At 56.1% G+C, this 20,812-nt stretch carries 20 protein-coding genes; 17 read left to right on the top strand and 3 right to left on the bottom strand.

Translation table 11 applies throughout. The features are described from left to right. The first annotated feature begins 90 nt into the window (after positions 1–90). The 9 genes from ACZ5FM_RS09340 to lipA all read left to right on the top strand — a co-directional run bounded on the left by ACZ5FM_RS09340 (position 91) and on the right by lipA (position 8,423). Positions 91–408: an FtsB family cell division protein gene (locus ACZ5FM_RS09340; RefSeq protein ID WP_192488887.1), complete on the top strand. Its 318-nt coding sequence runs from the start codon at positions 91–93 to the stop codon at positions 406–408. Positions 409–559: 151 nt separating this feature from the next. Next, entirely contained in the window at positions 560–1,606 is a 1,047-nt protein-coding gene (pdhA, locus tag ACZ5FM_RS09335) for a pyruvate dehydrogenase (acetyl-transferring) E1 component subunit alpha (protein WP_192488718.1), read from the top strand. 18 nt (positions 1,607–1,624) lie between these two features. Then, complete coding sequence (locus ACZ5FM_RS09330) at positions 1,625–3,043, top strand: pyruvate dehydrogenase complex E1 component subunit beta (RefSeq protein WP_464038527.1); 1,419 nt, start codon at positions 1,625–1,627, stop codon at positions 3,041–3,043. A 15-nt stretch (positions 3,044–3,058) separates the two neighbouring features. Continuing rightward, entirely contained in the window at positions 3,059–4,402 is a 1,344-nt protein-coding gene (locus ACZ5FM_RS09325; protein ID WP_464038526.1) for a pyruvate dehydrogenase complex dihydrolipoamide acetyltransferase, read from the top strand. Positions 4,403–4,462: 60 nt separating this feature from the next. Then, positions 4,463–5,113 carry an SGNH/GDSL hydrolase family protein gene (locus tag ACZ5FM_RS09320; RefSeq protein WP_192488721.1) on the top strand — a complete coding sequence of 217 codons (651 nt, stop codon included), beginning with the start codon at positions 4,463–4,465 and terminating at the stop codon, positions 5,111–5,113. Positions 5,114–5,202: 89 nt separating this feature from the next. Continuing rightward, positions 5,203–5,469, top strand: coding sequence for a YdcH family protein (locus tag ACZ5FM_RS09315; RefSeq protein ID WP_464038525.1), 267 nt, complete (start codon positions 5,203–5,205; stop codon positions 5,467–5,469). Between the two features lie 89 nt (positions 5,470–5,558). Continuing rightward, positions 5,559–7,004 (top strand): dihydrolipoyl dehydrogenase, encoded by a 1,446-nt coding sequence (gene lpdA, locus ACZ5FM_RS09310; RefSeq protein ID WP_464038524.1) that lies wholly within the window; start codon positions 5,559–5,561, stop codon positions 7,002–7,004. 66 nt (positions 7,005–7,070) lie between these two features. Further along, the gene (locus tag ACZ5FM_RS09305; protein WP_259146009.1) at positions 7,071–7,319 is read left to right on the top strand and encodes a GlsB/YeaQ/YmgE family stress response membrane protein; all 249 of its coding nucleotides are present in this window, start codon (positions 7,071–7,073) and stop codon (positions 7,317–7,319) included. A gap of 132 nt (positions 7,320–7,451) precedes the next feature. Next, on the top strand, positions 7,452–8,423 hold the full coding sequence (gene lipA, locus ACZ5FM_RS09300) for a lipoyl synthase (protein WP_259146011.1): 972 nt from the start codon (positions 7,452–7,454) through the stop codon (positions 8,421–8,423). A 113-nt stretch (positions 8,424–8,536) separates the two neighbouring features. Here the strand turns inward: lipA and ACZ5FM_RS09295 are convergent, their stop codons facing one another. Then, positions 8,537–8,719, bottom strand: a complete 183-nt coding sequence (locus ACZ5FM_RS09295; RefSeq protein ID WP_192488726.1) for a hypothetical protein — start codon at positions 8,717–8,719, stop codon at positions 8,537–8,539. Positions 8,720–8,911: 192 nt separating this feature from the next. Here ACZ5FM_RS09295 and ACZ5FM_RS09290 point away from each other — a divergent pair, with 192 nt between their 5' ends. Together ACZ5FM_RS09290 and ACZ5FM_RS09285 are read left to right on the top strand one after the other, a co-directional pair. Beyond that, positions 8,912–9,481 carry a P-loop NTPase family protein gene (locus ACZ5FM_RS09290; protein WP_464040449.1) on the top strand — a complete coding sequence of 190 codons (570 nt, stop codon included), beginning with the start codon at positions 8,912–8,914 and terminating at the stop codon, positions 9,479–9,481. A 9-nt stretch (positions 9,482–9,490) separates the two neighbouring features. Beyond that, positions 9,491–9,940, top strand: a complete 450-nt coding sequence (locus tag ACZ5FM_RS09285; RefSeq protein ID WP_250981711.1) for a type II toxin-antitoxin system RatA family toxin — start codon at positions 9,491–9,493, stop codon at positions 9,938–9,940. On the opposite strand, the gene ACZ5FM_RS09280 is transcribed toward ACZ5FM_RS09285, so the two are convergent. Continuing rightward, a complete protein-coding gene (locus ACZ5FM_RS09280) occupies positions 9,941–10,444 on the bottom strand; it encodes a CinA family protein (RefSeq protein ID WP_464038523.1) in 504 nt (167 codons plus the stop codon). Beyond that, positions 10,441–11,631: a bifunctional 2-C-methyl-D-erythritol 4-phosphate cytidylyltransferase/2-C-methyl-D-erythritol 2,4-cyclodiphosphate synthase gene (locus ACZ5FM_RS09275; protein ID WP_464038522.1), complete on the bottom strand. Its 1,191-nt coding sequence runs from the start codon at positions 11,629–11,631 to the stop codon at positions 10,441–10,443. The genes ACZ5FM_RS09280 and ACZ5FM_RS09275 overlap by 4 nt, the downstream gene beginning before the upstream one ends. A gap of 316 nt (positions 11,632–11,947) precedes the next feature. Here ACZ5FM_RS09275 and dusB point away from each other — a divergent pair, with 316 nt between their 5' ends. The 6 genes from dusB to trkA all read left to right on the top strand — a co-directional run bounded on the left by dusB (position 11,948) and on the right by trkA (position 20,700). Beyond that, a complete protein-coding gene (gene dusB, locus ACZ5FM_RS09270) occupies positions 11,948–12,934 on the top strand; it encodes a tRNA dihydrouridine synthase DusB (protein WP_312945989.1) in 987 nt (328 codons plus the stop codon). Next, the gene (locus ACZ5FM_RS09265) at positions 12,931–14,079 is read left to right on the top strand and encodes a two-component system sensor histidine kinase NtrB (RefSeq protein ID WP_192488732.1); all 1,149 of its coding nucleotides are present in this window, start codon (positions 12,931–12,933) and stop codon (positions 14,077–14,079) included. The genes dusB and ACZ5FM_RS09265 overlap by 4 nt, the downstream gene beginning before the upstream one ends. After that, entirely contained in the window at positions 14,076–15,527 is a 1,452-nt protein-coding gene (gene ntrC, locus ACZ5FM_RS09260) for a nitrogen regulation protein NR(I) (protein WP_250981708.1), read from the top strand. Before ACZ5FM_RS09265 ends, ntrC begins: the two co-directional genes overlap by 4 nt. Positions 15,528–15,661: 134 nt before the next feature. Further along, positions 15,662–17,917 carry a sensor histidine kinase NtrY-like gene (locus ACZ5FM_RS09255; RefSeq protein ID WP_464038521.1) on the top strand — a complete coding sequence of 752 codons (2,256 nt, stop codon included), beginning with the start codon at positions 15,662–15,664 and terminating at the stop codon, positions 17,915–17,917. Then, complete coding sequence (gene ntrX / locus ACZ5FM_RS09250) at positions 17,907–19,271, top strand: nitrogen assimilation response regulator NtrX (RefSeq protein ID WP_192488735.1); 1,365 nt, start codon at positions 17,907–17,909, stop codon at positions 19,269–19,271. Before ACZ5FM_RS09255 ends, ntrX begins: the two co-directional genes overlap by 11 nt. Before the next feature lie 52 nt (positions 19,272–19,323). Then, positions 19,324–20,700 carry a Trk system potassium transporter TrkA gene (gene trkA / locus ACZ5FM_RS09245; protein ID WP_259146016.1) on the top strand — a complete coding sequence of 459 codons (1,377 nt, stop codon included), beginning with the start codon at positions 19,324–19,326 and terminating at the stop codon, positions 20,698–20,700. Positions 20,701–20,812 lie beyond the last annotated feature (112 nt).

The following is a 20,812-nucleotide window of genomic DNA, read 5'->3' as shown; positions in this document are numbered from 1 at the left end:
CAGGCCAAACTCGGCTCTATGGTCAACGGATGGTTAAGCAATCCGCGTTACTGTTGCGAAAAGGTAATGCGTTTCAAGGCTTTTTCCGGAATGTGGACACGACATCACAAGAAAAGAAAATTCGGGCGTTTCGTCGTGCCCGCTATCACAGTCGCTTTTCTCTCTTATTTTGGCTACCACTGCATCCACGGTGAATATGGACTGATTGCGACCGAGCGTTTTGAACGCCAGCGCCTGGCCAGAAGCGGTGAGCTTTCACGCTTGACCGAAACCCGTGTTGCCCTTGAACGTCAGGTTGAAGCATTGAGCGATGGTTCGCTCGAGCGGGACATGATTGACGAAATTGCGCGCTACCAACTGAATGTGTCCCGCACCGACGAAATTGTCATCCTGAATGGATATTTTTGATTAACTCAATTCAAGTTAATCAACTTTTTCTGTTGAAAATCAGCTATTTAATTTGAATACGAGCCATGCATTTATGGCATTGCTGTGGCGCGCTTTCTTGCATATTGTACGCGCCACATGAACAAGCAACCGGCAACTCAGGGAGGGATCAATGGCGCCACGTAAAACCGCGTCCGTATCCGGCCGTAAGACGACGGCGAAAGCCGCCGCAAAGGACTTCACCGGAAAAAATGCAGCCGAATTCGGCAAAGACGAAGAGCTTCATGCCTACAAGGAAATGTTGCTGATTCGCCGTTTCGAAGAAAAGGCTGGCCAGCTTTACGGTATGGGCTTCATCGGCGGCTTCTGTCACCTTTACATCGGTCAGGAAGCTGTCGTTGTCGGCATGCAGATGTCCCAGCAGGAAGGCGACCAGGTTATCACCGCTTACCGTGACCACGGCCACATGCTGGCAGCTGGCATGAGTGCCCGTGGTGTTATGGCCGAACTCACCGGCCGTCGTGGTGGTCTGTCCAAGGGTAAGGGCGGCTCCATGCACATGTTCTCCAAGGAAAAGCATTTCTACGGTGGCCATGGTATCGTTGGTGCGCAGGTTTCGCTCGGCACTGGCCTTGCGTTTGCAAACCACTACCGTGGTAATGGCAATGTTTCCGTGACCTATTTCGGTGACGGTGCTGCCAACCAGGGTCAGGTTTACGAGAGCTTCAACATGGCAGCTCTGTGGAAACTCCCGATCGTCTACATCGTGGAAAACAACCGTTACGCCATGGGTACCTCGACTGCCCGTGCAACAGCACAGTCCAACTACTCGCTGCGTGGTGAATCCTTCGGCATTCCTGGTATCCAGGTTGACGGCATGGACGTTCGCGCCGTGAAGGCTGCCGCTGACGAAGCGCTTGAACATTGCCGCTCCGGCAAGGGTCCGATCATTCTTGAAATGCTGACCTACCGTTACCGTGGTCACTCGATGTCTGACCCTGCAAAGTATCGCTCCAAGGAAGAAGTGCAGAAGATGCGCTCCGAGCAGGATCCGATCGAACAGGTCAAGGCACGCCTCCTTGAAAAGGGTTGGGCAAGCGAAGACGAACTCAAGGCTATCGACAAGGATGTCCGTGACGTCGTTGCCGACAGCGCCGACTTCGCCCAGAACGATCCGGAGCCGGATGTATCCGAGCTCTACACCGATATTCTGCTCTGATCCGGGGAGAAAGAATCCATGCCTATTGAAATTCTTATGCCTGCACTTTCCCCGACCATGGAGGAAGGCACGCTTTCCAAGTGGCTCAAGAAAGAAGGCGACAAGGTTACCTCCGGTGACGTGATCGCTGAAATCGAGACCGACAAGGCAACCATGGAAGTGGAAGCTGTTGACGAAGGTGTTATCGGCAAGATCCTGATCGATGCCGGCACTGAAAACGTCAAGGTCAACACGGCCATTGCAGTTCTGCTGCAGGATGGCGAAAGCGCTGACGCCATTTCTTCTTCCGCACCGAAGAAGGAAGAGCCGAAGGCTGAGGCTGATGCCTCTGACGCTGCTGGCGGCAAGGCACGCGAAGCAAGCGAAGAGCCATCGGCTTCCAAGGAAGCTGCCAAGGTTCCTGCTGCTCCAAAGATCGAAGTTGCTGCTGATCCGGATATTCCGACTGGTACAGAATTTGTGTCCACCACTGTTCGCGAAGCTCTTCGTGACGCGATGGCCGAAGAAATGCGCTCTGACGAAAAAGTCTTCGTCATGGGTGAAGAAGTTGCCGAGTACCAGGGCGCCTACAAGATCACCCAGGGTCTTCTGCAGGAATTTGGTGCAAAGCGCGTTATCGATACGCCAATCACCGAACACGGCTTTGCCGGTATCGGCGTCGGCGCTGCGATGACTGGCCTGAAGCCAATCGTCGAGTTCATGACCTTCAACTTCGCGATGCAGGCCATTGACCAGATCGTCAACTCTGCTGCCAAGACACTGTATATGTCTGGTGGTCAGATGGGCGCGCCGATGGTGTTCCGTGGTCCGTCGGGCGCTGCTGCGCGCGTTGGTGCACAGCACTCGCAGTGCTATGCCGCCTGGTACAGCCACATTCCGGGCCTCAAGGTCGTCATGCCGTACACGGCTGCTGACGCCAAGGGTCTGCTCAAGGCTGCTATCCGCGATCCGAACCCGGTCATCTTCCTTGAAAACGAAATCCTGTACGGTCAGAGCTTCGATGTTCCGAAGCTGGATGATTTCGTGCTGCCAATCGGCAAGGCACGCATTCACCGCCAGGGTAAGGATGCGACCATCGTTTCCTTCGGTATCGGCATGACCTATGCGGTCAAGGCTGTTGCTGAACTCGAAAAGCTCGGCATCGACGTTGAACTGATCGACCTGCGCACCATCCGTCCGATGGACCTTCCTGCCGTTATCGAATCCGTCAAGAAGACCGGCCGTCTGGTAACCGTTGAAGAAGGCTTCCCGCAGTCATCGGTTGGTGACTTCATTGCCAACCAGGTTCAGCGCGCTGCATTTGACTATCTGGATGCGCCGATCCTGTCGATTACCGGCAAGGATGTTCCAATGCCTTACGCGGCCAATCTCGAGAAGCTGGCTCTGCCGAACGTGGATGAAGTCGTACAGGCCGTCAAAACCGTCTGCTACAAATAAGGGGAGGGCGTTTCGATGCCTATCAACATTACAATGCCTGCCCTGTCTCCCACGATGGAAGAGGGTAATCTCGCCAAGTGGCTGGTCAAGGAAGGCGACAAGGTTGCTCCCGGCGACGTGATTGCCGAAATCGAAACCGACAAGGCAACCATGGAAGTGGAAGCTGTCGATGAAGGCGTTGTTGCCAAGATCGTGGTTCCGGCTGGAACCGATGCGGTCAAGGTCAACGCACTGATCGCCATTCTTGCTGAAGAAGGTGAAGATGTAGCGGCTGCGGCCAAGGGTGGCGATGCTGCCCCGGCCAAGGCTGAGGCAAAGGCAGAAGCACCGAAGGAAGAAAAATCCGAGGCTGCACCTGCTCCTGCCGCTAACGCTGCACCTGCTGCGGCACCGGCACCTGCTGCCAAGGCTGAACCGTCTGGCGAACGCGTTTTTGCGTCGCCACTGGCACGCCGTCTGGCCAAGGAAGCTGGTCTTGATCTGTCTACGGTTTCCGGTTCCGGTCCACGTGGCCGTATCGTGAAGTCTGACATTGAAAAGACCGTTGCGTCCGGTGGTGCAAAGGCTGCTCCGGCAACCGCTGCTGCTGCCGCTGCTTCGGCACCTACCGCTGCAAAGGGCATGAGCGAAGAGGCCGTTCTCAAGCTGTTCGAGCAGGGTTCTTACGAACTTGTGCCACATGACGGCATGCGCAAGACCATTGCTAAGCGCCTGCAGGAATCCAAGCAGACCATTCCGCATTTCTACGTTTCCGTGGATTGCGAACTGGATGCCCTGATGGCACTGCGCGCCCAGCTCAACGCCGCTTCCCCTGAAAAGGATGGCAAGCCGGCCTACAAGCTGTCGGTCAATGACATGGTCATCAAGGCGCTTGCCCTTGCCCTGCGTGACGTTCCGGATGCCAACGTATCCTGGACCGAAACCAACATGGTCAAGCACAAGCATGCTGATGTTGGCGTTGCCGTGTCGATCCCCGGTGGTCTGATCACCCCGATCGTTCGTCAGGCTGAGCTTAAGTCGCTGTCTGCCATCTCCAACGAGATGAAGGATCTCGGCAAGCGCGCCAAGGAGCGCAAGCTGAAGCCTGAAGAATATCAGGGCGGTACGACTGCCGTGTCCAACATGGGCATGATGGGCGTGAAGAGCTTCTCGGCTGTTGTGAACCCGCCACATGCCACCATTCTGGCTGTTGGTGCCGGTGAACAGCGTGCAGTTGTCAAGAATGGCGAGATCAAGATCGCCAATGTCATGACGGTCACACTGTCCACTGACCACCGTTGCGTTGATGGCGCGTTGGGTGCTGAACTTCTCGGTGCTTTCAAACGCTACATCGAAAACCCGATGGGCATGCTGGTTTAAGAAAAGAGCAGAGCCGAAAACCGCATATGGTTTTCGGCTCGCTGTATTCAGGAGCTGCACGTGACGAAGACTGTTCTTTGCTATGGCGATAGTCTGACATGGGGTTATGACGCGGCCAATATGGGGCGTCATGCTATTGATGATCGTTGGCCGACTGTCTTGCAAAAGGCATTGGGCAATGACGTTGTAGTCATCGCCGAAGGCCTGAACGGCCGTACCACTGTTTATGACGATAACCTGTCTGACTTTGATCGCAATGGTGCACGCACCTTGCCAACGCTGTTGCACAGCCATGGTCCGCTTGATCTCGTCATCATCATGCTTGGCACCAACGATTTGAAACGTGGCCTTGCCGGCGGCGGTTTTGCCGTTGCTGCGACAAGCGGCGTCAAAAGGCTTGTCAGCCTGGTGCGCCGTCACGAATGGCATTTCGGCTCGGATGAGCAACCGGAAATTCTAATCGTTGCACCGCCACTGATCTGCGAAACCGCAAATTCCTATTTCGCGGCAATGTATGCAGGTGCAGTTGAGGAATCCAAGATGCTGGCCTCGCTTTACCGCGATCTGGCGGACGAGAAGGAATGCGGCTTCTTTGACGCCGGTTCGGTCTCTGTTGCCACACCAATTGATGGCGTGCATCTGGACGCAGAAAATACCCGTGCGCTTGGTCGCGGCTTGGAGCCGGTCGTGCGCATGATGCTTGGATTGTAATGCAATTTGACAGGTTTTGATCAGGATCAAGGAGCGAATGCAGCGGGCGTCTAGCCTGACCGTATCAACCGCAAGACGGAGGTTACGGGATGTCGAACACACCGCACCAACTGCTCGAGGAATTTGCTGAATATGTCAGCCTCATTCGCCATCTGCGCGAGCGTGACGGACACTTTCACAGGATCAGCGCCGCTTACGAGGCGCTGAATCAGAAAATTCACCGGGCGGAGACAGATATCGAGCCATGTGATGATTTTCATATGGCCGATATGCGCAAGCGCAGAATGGTCCTGAAAGACGAAATATACGGGATGCTGACAGCGGCCGAGCCAATACCGGAAGATTTCGGACAATAGGCTTCAAGCCCAGGCTTTGCTCCCGACAAAAGGGTGGAATGCGAATGCCTCGCGCCACCTCAAAAATGAAACAAGGAGTGATAGCCTAAATGTCGAACGCCTATGACGTCATCATTATCGGTTCCGGTCCCGGCGGTTATGTCACTGCCATTCGTGCTGCCCAGCTTGGTTTGAAGACGGCCATTGTCGAGCGCGAGCATCTGGGGGGCATCTGCCTTAACTGGGGCTGCATTCCAACCAAGGCACTGCTGCGCTCTGCCGAAGTGCTTGATAATGCCAATCACGCCAAGAATTACGGTCTGAAGCTGGACGGCACCATCACCGCCGACGTGAAGGAAGTTGTTGCACGTTCGCGTGGCGTTTCCGCTCGTCTCAACGGTGGCGTTGCCTACCTGATGAAGAAGAACAAGATCGACGTGATCTGGGGCGAGGCAAAGCTGACCAAGCCAAATGAGATCGTTGTCGGCAAGACGGCAAAGCCTGCCGTTCAGCCACAAAACCCTGTTCCAAAGGGCGTTCTGGGTGAGGGCACCTACACAGCCAAGCACATCATCGTTGCCACAGGTGCACGTCCGCGTGCGCTGCCAGGCATCGAGCCGGATGGCAAGCTGATCTGGACTTATTTCGAAGCGATGAAGCCTGACTTCATGCCGAAGTCGATTGTCGTGATGGGCTCCGGCGCTATCGGCATCGAATTTGCGTCCTTCTACCGCTCCATGGGCGTTGACGTGACCGTTGTCGAACTGATGGCCAATGTCATGCCTGTCGAAGATGCGGAAATCTCCGCTTTCGCCCGCAAGCAGCTTGAAAAGCGCGGCCTGAAGATCATCACCGAAGCCAAGGTTTCCAAGGTCGAAAAGGGTACAAACTCGATTACGGCGCATGTTGAAACCAAGGATGGCAAGGTTCAGCAGATCACGGCGGATCGACTGATCTCGGCTGTTGGCGTGCAGGGCAACATCGAAAACCTTGGTCTGGAAGCACTAGGCGTCAAGACGGATCGCGGTTGCGTGGTCATTGATGGTTACGGCAAGACCAACGTGCCGGGCCTCTACGCGATTGGCGACGTTGCCGGTCCTCCAATGCTCGCCCACAAGGCCGAGCATGAAGGCGTGATCTGCATTGAAAAGATTGCCGGTCTGCCGAATGTTCACCCGATGGACAAGAGCAAGATCCCAGGCTGCACATACTGCAACCCGCAGGTCGCTTCGGTCGGTCTGACGGAAGCAAAGGCGAAAGAACAGGGCCGCGAAATCCGCGTGGGCCGTTACTCCTTCGCTGCCAACGGCAAGGCAATCGCGCTGGGTGAAGACCAGGGCATGATCAAGACCATCTTCGACAAGAAGACCGGTGAGCTGATCGGCGCGCACATGGTTGGTGCAGAAGTGACCGAACTGATCCAGGGCTTCGTGGTGGCGATGAACCTTGAAACCACAGAAGAAGAACTGATGCACACGATCTTCCCACATCCGACCCTGTCGGAAATGATGAAGGAAAGCGTGCTGGACGCCTATGGTCGCGTTCTGAATGCTTGATTGAAATCTGCCGCTCCCTATCTGGAGTAAATCCTTTTGGGGAGCGGAACTTTAACGGAGTAGATCATGGAAAGTGTTGGCTGGATTGGTGCAATTATCATTGGTGGTCTGGGCGGATGGCTCGCAGGCAAGCTGATGGATATTCGCTTCGGCATTTTCATGAATATTATTCTGGGTATCGTCGGTTCTGTTGTGGCTGTTGCCGTGCTGCGCCAGTTCGATGTTTTCGTGCAGGATAGCCGTCTGGGCTATTTCATCACCGCGTTTCTTGGTGCCAGCCTGTTGCTGTTTGTTGCCAAAATCGTCCGGCGGTAAATCAAGACAGGACAGGTTGTTGCAAATCGACATGTCCTGAGACCCATTATTTTAGGCCCTTCCAGAAAATCCGCTTACAGTTTTTCTGGAATTGTTCTAATGAGCCGTAAAACTCGGTGAAAGCAGGTTTTCATGGTCACCATTCTCGACAGGACTTCGCAGGAAGAAAAGCGTGTTCGCCACCCGGAAAAGGCTCACAAGCCAGATACCGAGGTTGCGCGCAAACCTGAGTGGATTCGCGTCAAGGCGCCGACCTCGAAAGGGTATCAGGAAACCCGCGAACTGGTTCGTTCCCACAAGCTGGTGACCGTGTGCGAAGAAGCAGGCTGTCCCAACATTGGCGAGTGCTGGAGCAAGAAACACGCGACATTCATGATCATGGGTGAAATCTGCACCCGTGCCTGTGCTTTCTGTAACGTGTCGACCGGCAAGCCGAATCCACTTGATCAAAACGAACCTGAGAACATCGGCAAGGCCGTCAAGCAGATGGGTCTGTCTCACGTCGTTATCACCTCCGTGGACCGTGACGATCTGGCTGATGGTGGCGCTGAACACTTTGAAAAGGTGATCTGGGCCATTCGTGCGGCATCGCCTGGCACAACCATCGAAATCCTGACACCAGACTTCCTGAAGAAGCCTGGCGCGCTGGAGCGTGTTGTTGCGGCCAAGCCTGACGTGTTCAACCACAATATGGAAACCGTACCGGGCAATTACTTGACGGTTCGTCCGGGTGCGCGTTATTTCCATTCGGTACGTCTGTTGCAGCGCGTGAAGGAACTGGATCCGACCATGTTCACCAAGTCCGGCATCATGGTTGGCCTTGGCGAAGAGCGTAACGAAGTGCTGCAGCTTATGGACGACCTGCGTTCTGCCGATGTGGATTTCATTACCATTGGCCAGTATCTGCAGCCTACCCGCAAGCACCATAAGGTCGAGAAGTTCGTCACGCCGGAAGAGTTCAAGTCTTACGAGACTGTGGCTTACACCAAGGGCTTCCTGATGGTGTCGTCCAGCCCACTGACCCGTTCTTCGCACCATGCCGGTGATGACTTTGCGCGTCTGCGTGCCGCACGTGAGAAGAAGCTTCTCGTTGCTGCCGAATAATCGGGACAACGGCCTGATCAGGACAATAAAAAAGCGCCTCAAGGGCGCTTTTTTTATGGGGTGCATTTCCGCTTGTCAGTCGGCTGCCACATCACAGGCGGCAGCCTTTTGCGTCATGCTGTGGTTTCTTCTTTCGCGGTGGACTCGCCACGCTTGCGCTTGCGAAGTGTCGGCTTGTTCTCGCGCGCTTCACATTTGGCAACATCGATAAGATAGGCCAAAACAGGCATGCCATTCATCGATGCCAGTTGCTTTGCGGATTCAAGAAGGTTGATGATATTTGAAAAATCGTCCATCGGCTCACTCGGCAGGTCAAACCTGAATTGTTGTTAAGGCAAGTATTCTTCGGATGTCCGATACAGAAACAAGTTGGGAGGCTTGCCTCGTTTGCACCCAAAAGATGTACTCATTGTGGCAAATCAATAGCAATCCTGTAGGCATGGTTGCAATAGTCAATTTCGGGAAGCTGCATTGAGGTGAGGGGTATGATGCAGAAAATTGATGAAGCGCAAAAAGCGGCAAGTCTCATTCGACAGGCATCCCGCATCATGGTGGTTGGCTGCTCAGGTGGCGGAAAAACAACGCTTTCTCTCAAGCTGGCCGCAAAATTCGGGCTGGAATATCAGTCGATCGATCGTGACATCAGGTGGTTACCCGGTTGGCAGCAGCGGGACAGGGTTGAGCAGCACGCATTGCTCGAAGAGCTGATTGCGCGGGATCGCTGGGTGATGGATGGCAGCAATCCATCGACCTTTGACATTCGTTTGCCACGCACCGACATCGTCATCTGGGTGCGCATGTCGCGCTTTGTGTGCCTGACCGGCATTGCCCGCCGCGTGGCACGTTATTATGGCACAGTCCGGCCTGCTATGGCGGATGGCTGCCCGGAACCTTTGCCGGACCGGGAGTTCCTGGAATATATCTGGAACTTCGAGAAGAAATACGCGCCGGCTTTCTTGCGCAATTTTGAACGATACGGCCCCGATGTGCCGATCTTTCAGGTGAAATCACGCCGCGACATGCAAAGGCTTCTTGATATTCTGATGCTCGCAGATTAACTGCGGACTATGCCGCAGTTTGAAACCAGTCGCCCCGTCAAGCATTCCCCAGAACGCATGTATGCTTTGGTTGCCGACGTTGAGCGATACCCCGAATTTCTGCCTCTGTGCGAAGGCCTGACCGTGCGTTCCCGCAAGGAACGGGACGGCAAGGCGCTGCTGATTGCGGATATGACGGTTGGTTACAAGGCGATCCGCGAAACCTTCACCACACAGGTTCTGCTGAATGGCAATGATCTGGCCATTGATGTGAAATATCTCGATGGCCCATTTAAATATCTCGACAATCGCTGGCGCTTCGAGCCAATGGACGATGGCGGTTGCTCGGTTCACTTCTTCATCGATTACGAATTCAAAAGCCGCATTTTAAGTGCCGTCATGGGCACGATGTTTGACCGGGCCTTCCGGATGTTTGCCGAAGCCTTCGAGGCGCGGGCCGACAAGATTTACGGCACCTGATTATTTTGCTCCAGACACGTCCAGCAGCATTTCCAGTGCCGTTGTGACGGTGGCGAGACGCACCTGATCACGACCAATGTCGCCGTAGCGCATTTCGCGGTGCAGGATCGCGCCGTTGCGGCTCATCGCCGCCAGATGCACAAGGCCAACCGGCTTGGTGTCAGAACCGCCGCCCGGACCGGCAATGCCGGTGACCGCCACGGCGTGGCTGGCCCTTGAGCGCAGCAGCGCACCCTGGACCATCTGCAATGCGGTCTCTTTCGACACCGCGCCGAATGTTTCAAGCGTTTTGTCTTGTACGCCCAGCATGTCGGCCTTGGCCTCGTTGGTGTAGGTGACAAATCCCCGGTCGACCACAGCGGATGAACCGGCGATTTCGGTCAGTGCACCGGCAATCAGGCCGCCGGTGCAGCTTTCCGCCGTCGAGACCATCTCGCCACGGGCCGTGCCGTGCGAGATCATCTTTTGCGCCAGTGCTGCGATATCGTCCGGGAAGATGCTCATGCCTGGCGGCCTTGATAGACCACGGTCGCAGTGGCGATGGCGGCAATGCCTTCCTTGCGGCCGACAAAGCCGATCTTTTCATTGGTGGTGGCTTTGACCGAGCAACGGTCGAGCGTAATGCCGAGAATTTCCGACAACATTTCGCGCATGGCCTGACGGTGCGGGCCGATCTTTGGTTCTTCGGCAATCAGCGACACATCGGCATTCATGATGGTGCCGCCATTGCCGCGCACGACGTTTGCAGCATGTTCCAGAAAGATGCGCGATGCGGCACCCTTCCACTGAGGATCGGATGGCGGGAAGTGGTCGCCAATGTCACCGGCGCCGCAGGTGGCCAGCAGGGCATCCGTCAGCGCGTGCAGGGCAACGTCAGCATCCGAGTGTCCCATGAGCTTCTGGTCGTGGGGAATGAACACGCCACACAGCGTCACGCCATCACCTGGCTCAAGCTGATGAACATCATAGCCGTTACCTGTGCGTACATCCGGCAGTGCCTGGGTGAGTTTTTCATCGGCCATGGTGATATCCCGTTTCAAAGTCAGTTTTACATTGTCGACCAGCCCTTCGACGAGCTTGACCGGCAGCCCCGCCCATTCGGCAATCGAGGCGTCATCGGTAAAGTCATCCCGTCCGGAAGAGGCGGCCTGTTCGTGGGCTTGTGTAATTGCCTGATAAGCAAAAGCCTGTGGTGTCTGGGCGGCGTAAAGGCCAGCGCGCGGTACGGTCTCTTCGCTGTAACCGGCGGCCGAGCCACGCTTCAGCGTATCGGTGACAGCAAGCACGGGCAGGGCGCTCTGCGCACCTTGCGACAGCGTGTTGGCCACGCGGTCCAGAAGATCGTGATCGATGAAGGGGCGCACGGCGTCATGGATCATGACGTGGCTAAGGTCATCCGGCGCCATGGCTTTCAGGCCAGCGAGGACGGATTGCTGGCGGGTTGCGCCACCAAGCACGGTGCGAATGCGGTCGTCTGCATCGAGGCGTTGCAGCACGGGGGCAATCAGGTCCTTGTCGTCTGGATGAATGACCACGGTGATGGCAGGGGATTTTGCCCAGGCCAAGAAAACCTCAAGCGTGTGCTCAATGACGGGCTTTCCTCCAATCAACCGGTATTGTTTCGGTCCATCCTGCGGGGAGCCTGCCCGTTCGCCACGGCCAGCGGCAACAATAATGACGCCGGTTTTCATGCTGTCTGTCTCACTTCTCTCATCAATTGATCCAAGATGCTGTCTGCTCGTAAAGGAGTTGACTTGAGCGGTCCAGAGTCCCAAACAACAAAAGGCTTTTGCAGCCTTGGCGTTGCTTGGTCAAAGGCTTGAGAGTAAATCGATCATTTGCCCGGTTTTTAAGATCACGCACGTCGTCATCACGCCTCTGCAATCCCTGATCTTTATAAAAGCAGCACATTGCCGTGTGAAAGTGCTTGGCAACTGCGCAATATATGTCTAAAAATAATGCAAAGCATAATTCTGCACGAAAGATCATCAATTGCCCATCCCGGAGTTGTCAGCGCCTTTTAATATCGGCTCCGTAACCGTTCGTAACCGGGCTGTCCTTGCGCCTATGTCGGGGGTAACTGATCTGCCGTTCCGGCAGATCGCCTGGCGTTTCGGTGCCGGGCTGGTGGTAACGGAAATGGTGGCAAGCCGCGAGCTGGTGGCCAACCGTGGTGAATCCTGGGCGCGGCTGAGAAACGCAGGCATGACGCCGCACATGGTGCAGCTGGCCGGACGTGAGGCGCACTGGATGGCCGAGGCTGCCAAGATCGTTGAAGCCAATGGCGCAGATATCGTCGACATCAATATGGGCTGTCCAGCCAAGAAGGTGACGGGCGGTTATTCCGGCTCTGCGCTGATGCGTGACCCTGACCATGCGCTGACGCTGATCGAGGCGACAGTCAATGCCGTCAAGGTTCCAGTAACATTGAAGATGCGTCTTGGCTGGGATGAGAACTCCCTCAATGCGCCAGAGATCGCACGGCGTGCACAGGATGCGGGCGTGCAGCTGATTACCATTCATGGCCGCACCCGCATGCAGTTTTACGAGGGACGGGCCGACTGGGATGCCATTCGCGCCGTTCGTGATGCCATTTCCGTACCGTTGATTGCCAATGGCGATGTTGAGACGGTTGAAGATGCCAAGGAAATTTTGCGCCGCTCGGGTGCCGATGCGGTGATGGCGGGACGTGGCGCACAGGGCCAGCCGTGGTTGCCAGCCGTGCTTGCCGGACATGACGGCCCTGCGCGACAGGATATCGCAGCCCTCGCCGTTGAACATTATGAAATGATGCTTGAGTTTTATGGGCTTGAGGCAGGCTTGCGCCACGCGCGCAAACACCTTGGCTGGTATCTGGAAAGGTTCGCGCCGCACATGGCGGGACAGGACAAGGCAACGATCATGACATCGAAAAATGCAGCGCAGGTCACGCAGATGGTGCGTGCTGCTCTGGAAGAAGGCGCAGCATTGTTTGCTGCAAGGAAGGCAGCATGACTGTTCCGACACATGATCCGGCAGCCAGCAATGCGCTTGCCATGGCTGTTCTCAACGCGGTGCAAAATCCGGTGGTTCTGGTTGATGCCGAAGGATTCATCGCCTTTGCCAACTGGGAAGCGGAAGCGTTTTTTGGCGCCAGTGCCGCCCATCTGGCACGGTACCGAATCTCGACCTTCATTCCGTTCGGCAGTCCGCTGCTGGCGCTGATCGAGCAGGTGCGCGAACGTCGCGCGCCGGTCAATGAATACCGCGTGGACCTGAGCTCGCCGCGGCTTGGCCAGGAAAAGCTGGTTGACCTTTACGTGGCACCGGTTGTCAGCGAACCCGGCTCGGTGGTTGTGGTGTTTCAGGAACGTTCGATGGCCGACAAGATCGACCGTCAACTGACCCATCGTGCCGCTGCCCGTTCGGTGTCCGGCCTTGCCTCGATGCTGGCCCACGAAATCAAGAACCCGCTTTCGGGCATTCGTGGTGCAGCACAGCTTCTCGAGACATCGGTTGCCGATGATGACCGTGCGCTGACACGCCTGATCTGTGACGAGACCGACCGTATCGTGTCGCTGGTTGACCGTATGGAAGTGTTTTCCGACGAGCGTCCCGTGGACCGCGTTCCCGTCAACATCCACTCGGTGCTGGATCACGTGAAGGCGGTTGCCAAGGCGGGCTTTGCCCGCAACATCAAGATCAGCGAAAATTACGATCCGTCCTTGCCGCCGGTTTATGCCAACCGCGACCAGCTCGTGCAGATTTTCCTCAATCTGGTCAAGAACGCCTCCGAGGCGATTGGCAACCAGCAGGATGGCGAAATCGTTCTGACCACAGCTTACCGTCCGGGCATCCGGCTTTCGGTTGCCGGAACGCGTGAGCGTATTTCGCTGCCGCTTGAGTTTTGTGTGGTGGATAACGGTCCCGGCGTTCCGTCGGACCTTCTGCCCTATCTTTTTGATCCGTTCATTACCACCAAGACCAATGGCTCCGGCCTCGGTCTGGCGCTGGTGGCCAAGCTGATTGGTGCCCATGGCGGCATTATCGAATGCGACAGCCAGAACCATCGCACGACATTCCGTGTTCTCATGCCCGTTTCACCGGAAATAGCGCAGGAAGAGCGTACAATTCCGAACCCGACAGGAAATACCCCATGACAGCGACGATCCTTGTGGCCGACGATGACGCGGCCATCCGCACTGTGCTTAATCAGGCTCTCAGCCGAGCCGGTTATGACGTGCGTATTACTTCCAATGCCGCCACATTGTGGCGCTGGATTTCTGCAGGTGAGGGGGACCTGGTTATCACCGACGTGATAATGCCTGACGAAAACGCATTTGACCTGCTGCCACGCATCAAGAAGGCTCGTCCCGAACTGCCCGTGCTCGTCATGAGTGCGCAGAACACCTTCATGACGGCCATCAAGGCGTCGGAAAAGGGTGCCTATGATTATCTGCCAAAGCCATTCGACCTGACGGAGCTGATTGCCATCATTGGTCGCGCCTTGGCAGAACCGAAGCGCAAGCCTGCCAAGCTGGATGATGACATGCAGGACGGCATGCCGCTGGTTGGCCGCTCCGCTGCCATGCAGGAAATCTACCGCGTGCTGGCGCGTCTGATGCAGACCGACCTGACGCTGATGATCACCGGCGAATCCGGTACTGGTAAGGAACTGGTGGCACGGGCGCTGCATGATTATGGCAAGCGTCGCAACGGTCCTTTTGTGGCGATCAACATGGCGGCCATTCCGCGTGACCTGATTGAATCCGAACTGTTCGGCCATGAAAAGGGTGCCTTTACCGGCGCACAGAACCGCTCCACCGGCCGTTTTGAACAGGCCGAAGGCGGTACACTGTTCCTCGATGAAATTGGCGATATGCCGATGGATGCACAGACCCGACTGTTGCGCGTGCTGCAGCAGGGCGAATACACCACCGTTGGCGGTCGTACACCGATCCGCACCGATGTCCGCATTGTTGCTGCCACCAACAAGGATCTGAAACAGTCCATCAATCAGGGCCTGTTCCGTGAAGACCTTTATTACCGCCTCAACGTGGTGCCTCTGCGCCTGCCGCCGCTGCGTGACCGTGCAGAAGACATTGCCGATCTGGTTCGCCACTTCATCCAGCAGGGTGAAAAGGAAGGACTTGAAGGCAAGCGATTCGAAACCGAAGCGCTGGAACTGATGAAGGCCTATGCCTGGCCTGGCAACGTGCGCGAGCTGGAAAACCTTATTCGTCGTTTGATGGCTCTTTATCCGCAGGAAGTCATCACCAAGGAGATCATCGATTCGGAATTGAATTCCGATGTGCCTGAACGTCCGATGGACAAGATGAACGTCCGCACCGGTACGCTGACAATCTCGCAGGCCGTGGAAGAAAATATGCGCGAGTATTTCTCCGGTTTTGGCGACGATTTGCCGCCTGCCGGCCTCTATGACCGTGTCCTGCGCGAGATGGAATATCCGCTTATTCTCGCGGCTTTAACGGCCACGCGGGGCAACCAGATTAAGGCAGCCGATCTTCTCGGTCTCAACCGCAACACGTTGCGCAAGAAAATCCGTGAGCTGGGTGTCTCGGTGTATCGTAGCTCGCGTACGACCTGAGATATTGACAGACGCGAAATTCTCGTTGCATTTTCGCCACATTGTGTTGCTTGAAAAACACGCGGGACAATTTCATCAGAGTGATTCCGCTGTCAGGCTGCCATTGGACAAGTGGCTGCAATCAGGAGAATTGAATGCGAACACCTGCCGCCGACTACGCTGCGGACAGTGACGTGAGTGATGCAAGTGTGAAAGACCGGCGCATATCCTTTGCGTTGCCCGGTCTTTTGCTGGCTGGCGCTGCGCTTTCGTGCGCCATCTTCTCCCTGTTTATTCTCGTTGGCCTGACCCCCATTTCGCCAACATCCAACGTTGTGATCGGCCTTGGTGTCATCAACGGGTTGTTCGTGCTTGGCCTGATGTATCTGATCGGCCGTGAAGTCAGCCGGCTGCTGAAAGCCCGCCGGGTGGGACGCGCTGCTGCGCGCCTTCATATCCGCATCGTTGTGCTGTTTTCGATTGTGGCGATTACACCGGCTGTTCTTGTGGCGATTTTCGCCAGTATCACGCTCAATGCCGGTCTTGATCGCTGGTTCTCGATCAGAACCCAGTCGATCGTGGAATCGTCCAGCAATGTGGCGCAGGCCTATATGATGGAAAATGCCTCCTATGTTCAGGGGCAGACGCTTTCCATGGCCAATGACCTCGAGCGCAACCGCGCTCTTTTCTATCTCGACCGTACCGGTTTTGTGGACCTGCTAACACGGCAGGCGAAGGGCCGTGGCCTGCTTGGCGCGTTTTTGGTGCGTGAAGATGGCGATGCCATTGTCCAAGCCAATATCGAAACGGAAAAACCGCTGCCAGCCATTCCGCAGGACGCGCTGGAAAAGGCCGCTGCCGGTCAACCGACCCTTATTCCGCCTGGCATTACCAACCTGGTTGGCGCCATCATCAAGCTCGACAGCATTGGTGGCACGTTCCTTTATACCGTGCGTGCGGTTGACCCCAAGGTCATGGTCGCCATGCGGTTGATGGATGAAAACCGCGATGAATACAAAGCCATGGAGGCGGGCCGTGCCTCGTTGCAGGTGGCCTTTGCCATTCTCTATCTCGGTTTTGCGCTGATCGTCCTTCTGGCCGCCATCTGGACCGCCATTGCGGTGGCCGACCGTATCGTGCGGCCGATCCGCCTGTTGATTGGTGCGGCCGACAGTGTGGCAACCGGCAACATGAATGTGCTGGTGCCGGTGCGCGCCGTTGACGGTGACGTTGGCAGGTTGTCGCGCACCTTCAACAAGATGATTTCGGAGATCCGCACCCAACAGCGCGAAATTCTCGAAGCCAAGGACGATATCGATGCGCGCCGGCGCTTTATCGAGGCCGTGCTGTCAGGTGTGACAGCGGCGGTTATCGGTGTGGATGAAGACCGGCAGATCACCATTGCCAATCCATCGGCCGAGGATTTCCTCGCCATGCCATCCGACAAGCTGATGGGCGTGAAGCTGGGTGATGCAGCGCCTGAGATCGATCAGGTGGTGACTGAGGCTGCCGTCTGGTCGCGTGGTGAGTTCCACAAGCAGATCAACATCATGCGGCGTGGCAAGGAGCGGGCACTCAACGTAAAGGTAACGCGCGAAGCGGCCCGTGACGCCTATGTCATTACGCTTGATGACATTACCGATCTGGTGATTGCGCAGCGCTCTACCGCTTGGTCGGATGTGGCGCGCCGTATTGCCCATGAAATCAAGAACCCGCTGACGCCGATCCAGCTGTCAGCCGAGCGTATCAAGCGCCGCTTCGGCAAGCAGATAGCCGAGGAGGATCGGCAGGTGTTTGACCAGTGTACCGACACGATCGTGCGCCAGGTGGGCGATATCGGCCGCATGGTCGACGAGTTCTCGGCGTTCGCGCGCATGCCGAAGCCGACTAAGGAAAAGTCCGATCTACGCGATATTCTGAAGGATGCGGCATTCCTGCGGGAAATTGGCGCAAGCCACGTGAAGATCAGCACAGAACTGGGTGAAGATGCCCAGAACGGGTTGTTTGATGCACGTATGCTGGGGCAGGCTTTTGGCAATCTGATAAAGAATGCTGTTGAGGCAATCGATGCCATCGACGCGGATGGCGGCGAGCGTCGTGAAGGCCGTGTTCTGGTGCGCAGCCAGTTCGATACGGATCACTTCGTGGTTGACGTCATCGACAATGGCCGTGGCCTGCCGGCTGAAAACCGGCACCGCATTCTGGAGCCCTATATGACAATGCGGGACAAGGGCACCGGCCTTGGTCTGGCAATCGTCAAAAAGATTATAGAAGAGCATGGCGGGCAGATCGAACTGCATGATGCACCCGCCGATTTCGACCATGGCCATGGTGCCATGATTAGAGTGATTCTGCCGCATCTTGATGCGACCGAAGCAGCAAGTGACAAGGAAGTGGCCTATGGCGTCTGATATTCTGGTCGTGGATGACGAAGCTGACATTCGCGAGATTGTTGCGGGTATTCTGTCCGATGAAGGGCATGAAACACGTATGGCGCATGACGCCGACAGCGCGCTTGCAGCGATTTCGGAACGAGTGCCGCGGCTGGTGTTTCTGGATATTTGGATGCAGGGCAGCCGTCTTGACGGTCTGGCATTGCTGGATGAAATCAAGAGCCGCCACCCGGACCTGCCAGTGGTGATGATTTCCGGTCACGGTAATATCGAAACGGCCGTCAACGCCATCAAGCGCGGTGCGTTTGACTTCATTGAAAAGCCGTTCAAGACCGACCGCCTTATTCTGATTGCTGAACGTGCGCTGGAAAACTCCAAGCTGAAGCGTGAAGTGCAGGAACTGAAAAAGCGCACCGGTGATGCGGCGGAACTGATCGGTGCATCGCTTGCTGTATCGCAACTGCGCCAGACCATTGATCGTACAGCTCCGACCAATAGCCGTATCATGATCCTTGGGCCCTCCGGCTCCGGCAAGGAACTTGTGGCGCGCATGATCCACAAGAAGTCCAGTCGTGCTTCCGGCCCGTTCGTGGCGCTGAATGCCGCGACGATTACGCCGGACCGCATGGAAATTGCGCTGTTCGGTACCGAAGGTCAGCCGGGACAGCCACGCAAGATCGGTGCGATGGAAGAGGCGCATCGCGGTATTCTCTACCTTGATGAGGTCGGGGAAATGCCACGCGAAACGCAGAACAAGATCCTGCGCGTGCTGATCGATCAGCAGTTTGAACGTGTGGGTGGCGGCAAGCGGGTGAAGGTGGATATCCGCATCATCTCGTCGACAGCCTATAATCTTGAAAGCCTGATTGCCGAAGGGCGTTTCCGCGAAGATCTCTATCACCGTCTGGCGGTGGTGCCGGTCAAGGTACCTGCCTTGTCGGAACGCCGAGAGGATATTCCTTATCTGGTCGACATGTTCATTCGCCAGATTTCCGAGCAGGCCGGTATTCGCTCACGCAAGATTGGCGATGATGCGATGGCCGTGCTGCAGAGCCATGACTGGCCCGGCAATATTCGCCAGCTGCGCAACAATATCGAGCGGTTGATGATCCTGGCGCGTCCTGAAGGTGGTGATCCGACGATTACTGCCGACATGCTGCCGTCCGATATTGGTGACATGCTGCCGAAGATTTCCGCGCAGGGTGATCAGCACATCATGACCCTGCCACTGCGTGAAGCGCGTGAAATGTTCGAGCGGGATTATCTGGTGGCGCAGATCAACCGGTTCGGTGGCAATATTTCCCGCACGGCAGAATTTGTCGGAATGGAGCGTTCCGCACTGCATCGCAAATTGAAATCACTCGGCGTATAAGCATCGGGAAGGCATGCGATCTGCGTGTCGATTCGGCGGGTGAAGAGGTATCATGAAGGTCATCATTTGTGGTGCGGGGCAGGTGGGCTACGGCATTGCCGAGCAGCTGTCGCGGGAAGACAATGAAGTCTCCGTCATTGATACATCCGCCGCACTGATTACTGCCATTACCGAGACGCTCGACGTGCGTGGTTACGTCGGGCATGGCGCGCATCCTGACATGCTGGCCAAGGCCGGTGCGGATCAGGCCGACATGATCATTGCCGTGACGTTGCACGACGAAATCAACATCGTTGCCTGTGAGGTCGCGCATGCACTGTTCAGCGTGCCGACCAAGATTGCCCGTATCCGTGACCAGAGCTATCTGCAGCCGGAATATGCCGACCTGTTCAGCCGCGAAAACATGTCGATCGACGTGACGATTTCGCCGGAGGTTGAGGTCGGAAAAATGGTGCTGCGGCGCATCGCCTTTCCCGGCGCCAATGACGTTGTGCGTTTTGCCGACGACAATATTTCCATGCTGGCAATTGAATGCATGGAAGACTGCCCGGTCATCAACACGCCTCTGCACCAGCTGAGCAGCCTGTTTCCGGATCTGATTGCCACTGTGACCGGCATCTACCGTAACGGTCTGCTGATCGTGCCACGCTCTTCGGATCAGTTGCGCACCGGTGACTTGGCCTATGTGATCTGTCAGCGCCAGCATGCGCGCCGCACGCTTGGCCTGTTTGGCCATGACGAGCAGGAGGCGCGGCGCATCATCATCGCCGGTGCCGGCAATATCGGCCATTACGTGGCCAGCAAGATCGAAGAATTGCAGCCCAATACCAGGGTCAAGATCATCGAATTTGATCGTGAAAAAGCAGTCACAGCGTCTGACCTGTTGTCCAAGACCATTGTTCTCAATGGTTCTGTGGTCGACCAGAAGATATTGCTGCAGGCCGATATTCAGGATGCAGACCTGATCGTGACGCTGACCAACAATGACCAGACGAATATTCTTGGTGCGGTCATGGCAAAGCAGCTTGGCTGCAAGTCAAACCTCGTTTTGTTGAACAGCACGTCTTTCCATGATGTGACGAAATCACTTGGCATTGATGCCTTCATCAATCCGCGTGCCGTGACCATTTCGCGTGTGTTGCAGCATGTGCGCAAGGGGCGCATTCGCTCGGTCTATTCGGTGCAGAAGGGCTCTGGCGAGGTGATTGAGGCCGAAGCACTGGAAACGTCACCATTGGTTGGGCAGATGCTGCGTGACCTCGATTTGCCAGACGGCATCCGTATTGGCGCCATCTACCGTGAAGGCAAGGTGCTGCGTCCAGATGGCTCGATGAAAATCAAGGCCAGGGATCGGGTTGTGCTATTTGCCGCCGCAGATGCGGTGCGTGATGTGGAACAATTGTTCCGGGTGTCGATACAGTATTTTTAGGCTGGTTTTTCTTTGCGGAATTGGTGCATCATATGTTGCTGGCGAACCATTCCGTACGCTTTCGACATTGCGCAAAATTGCGCGATTTGGTACCAGAGTCGCGGACGAGGGT

Source organism: Agrobacterium sp. 5Ca50 (genome assembly GCF_055381905.1).
This window is presented reverse-complemented; position numbering and strand designations above follow the sequence as displayed.

Coding starts and splice junctions, on each gene's coding strand:
- ACZ5FM_RS09340 (WP_192488887.1), top strand. CDS start 91: ATGTGGACACGACATCACAAGAAAAGAAAATTCGGGCGTTTCGTCGTG.
- pdhA (WP_192488718.1), top strand. CDS start 560: ATGGCGCCACGTAAAACCGCGTCCGTATCCGGCCGTAAGACGACGGCG.
- ACZ5FM_RS09330 (WP_464038527.1), top strand. CDS start 1,625: ATGCCTATTGAAATTCTTATGCCTGCACTTTCCCCGACCATGGAGGAA.
- ACZ5FM_RS09325 (WP_464038526.1), top strand. CDS start 3,059: ATGCCTATCAACATTACAATGCCTGCCCTGTCTCCCACGATGGAAGAG.
- ACZ5FM_RS09315 (WP_464038525.1), top strand. CDS start 5,203: ATGTCGAACACACCGCACCAACTGCTCGAGGAATTTGCTGAATATGTC.
- lpdA (WP_464038524.1), top strand. CDS start 5,559: ATGTCGAACGCCTATGACGTCATCATTATCGGTTCCGGTCCCGGCGGT.
- ACZ5FM_RS09305 (WP_259146009.1), top strand. CDS start 7,071: ATGGAAAGTGTTGGCTGGATTGGTGCAATTATCATTGGTGGTCTGGGC.
- lipA (WP_259146011.1), top strand. CDS start 7,452: ATGGTCACCATTCTCGACAGGACTTCGCAGGAAGAAAAGCGTGTTCGC.
- ACZ5FM_RS09295 (WP_192488726.1), bottom strand. CDS start 8,719: ATGGACGATTTTTCAAATATCATCAACCTTCTTGAATCCGCAAAGCAA.
- ACZ5FM_RS09290 (WP_464040449.1), top strand. CDS start 8,912: ATGCAGAAAATTGATGAAGCGCAAAAAGCGGCAAGTCTCATTCGACAG.
- ACZ5FM_RS09285 (WP_250981711.1), top strand. CDS start 9,491: ATGCCGCAGTTTGAAACCAGTCGCCCCGTCAAGCATTCCCCAGAACGC.
- ACZ5FM_RS09280 (WP_464038523.1), bottom strand. CDS start 10,444: ATGAGCATCTTCCCGGACGATATCGCAGCACTGGCGCAAAAGATGATC.
- ACZ5FM_RS09275 (WP_464038522.1), bottom strand. CDS start 11,631: ATGAAAACCGGCGTCATTATTGTTGCCGCTGGCCGTGGCGAACGGGCA.
- ACZ5FM_RS09265 (WP_192488732.1), top strand. CDS start 12,931: ATGACTGTTCCGACACATGATCCGGCAGCCAGCAATGCGCTTGCCATG.
- ntrC (WP_250981708.1), top strand. CDS start 14,076: ATGACAGCGACGATCCTTGTGGCCGACGATGACGCGGCCATCCGCACT.
- ACZ5FM_RS09255 (WP_464038521.1), top strand. CDS start 15,662: ATGCGAACACCTGCCGCCGACTACGCTGCGGACAGTGACGTGAGTGAT.
- ntrX (WP_192488735.1), top strand. CDS start 17,907: ATGGCGTCTGATATTCTGGTCGTGGATGACGAAGCTGACATTCGCGAG.
- trkA (WP_259146016.1), top strand. CDS start 19,324: ATGAAGGTCATCATTTGTGGTGCGGGGCAGGTGGGCTACGGCATTGCC.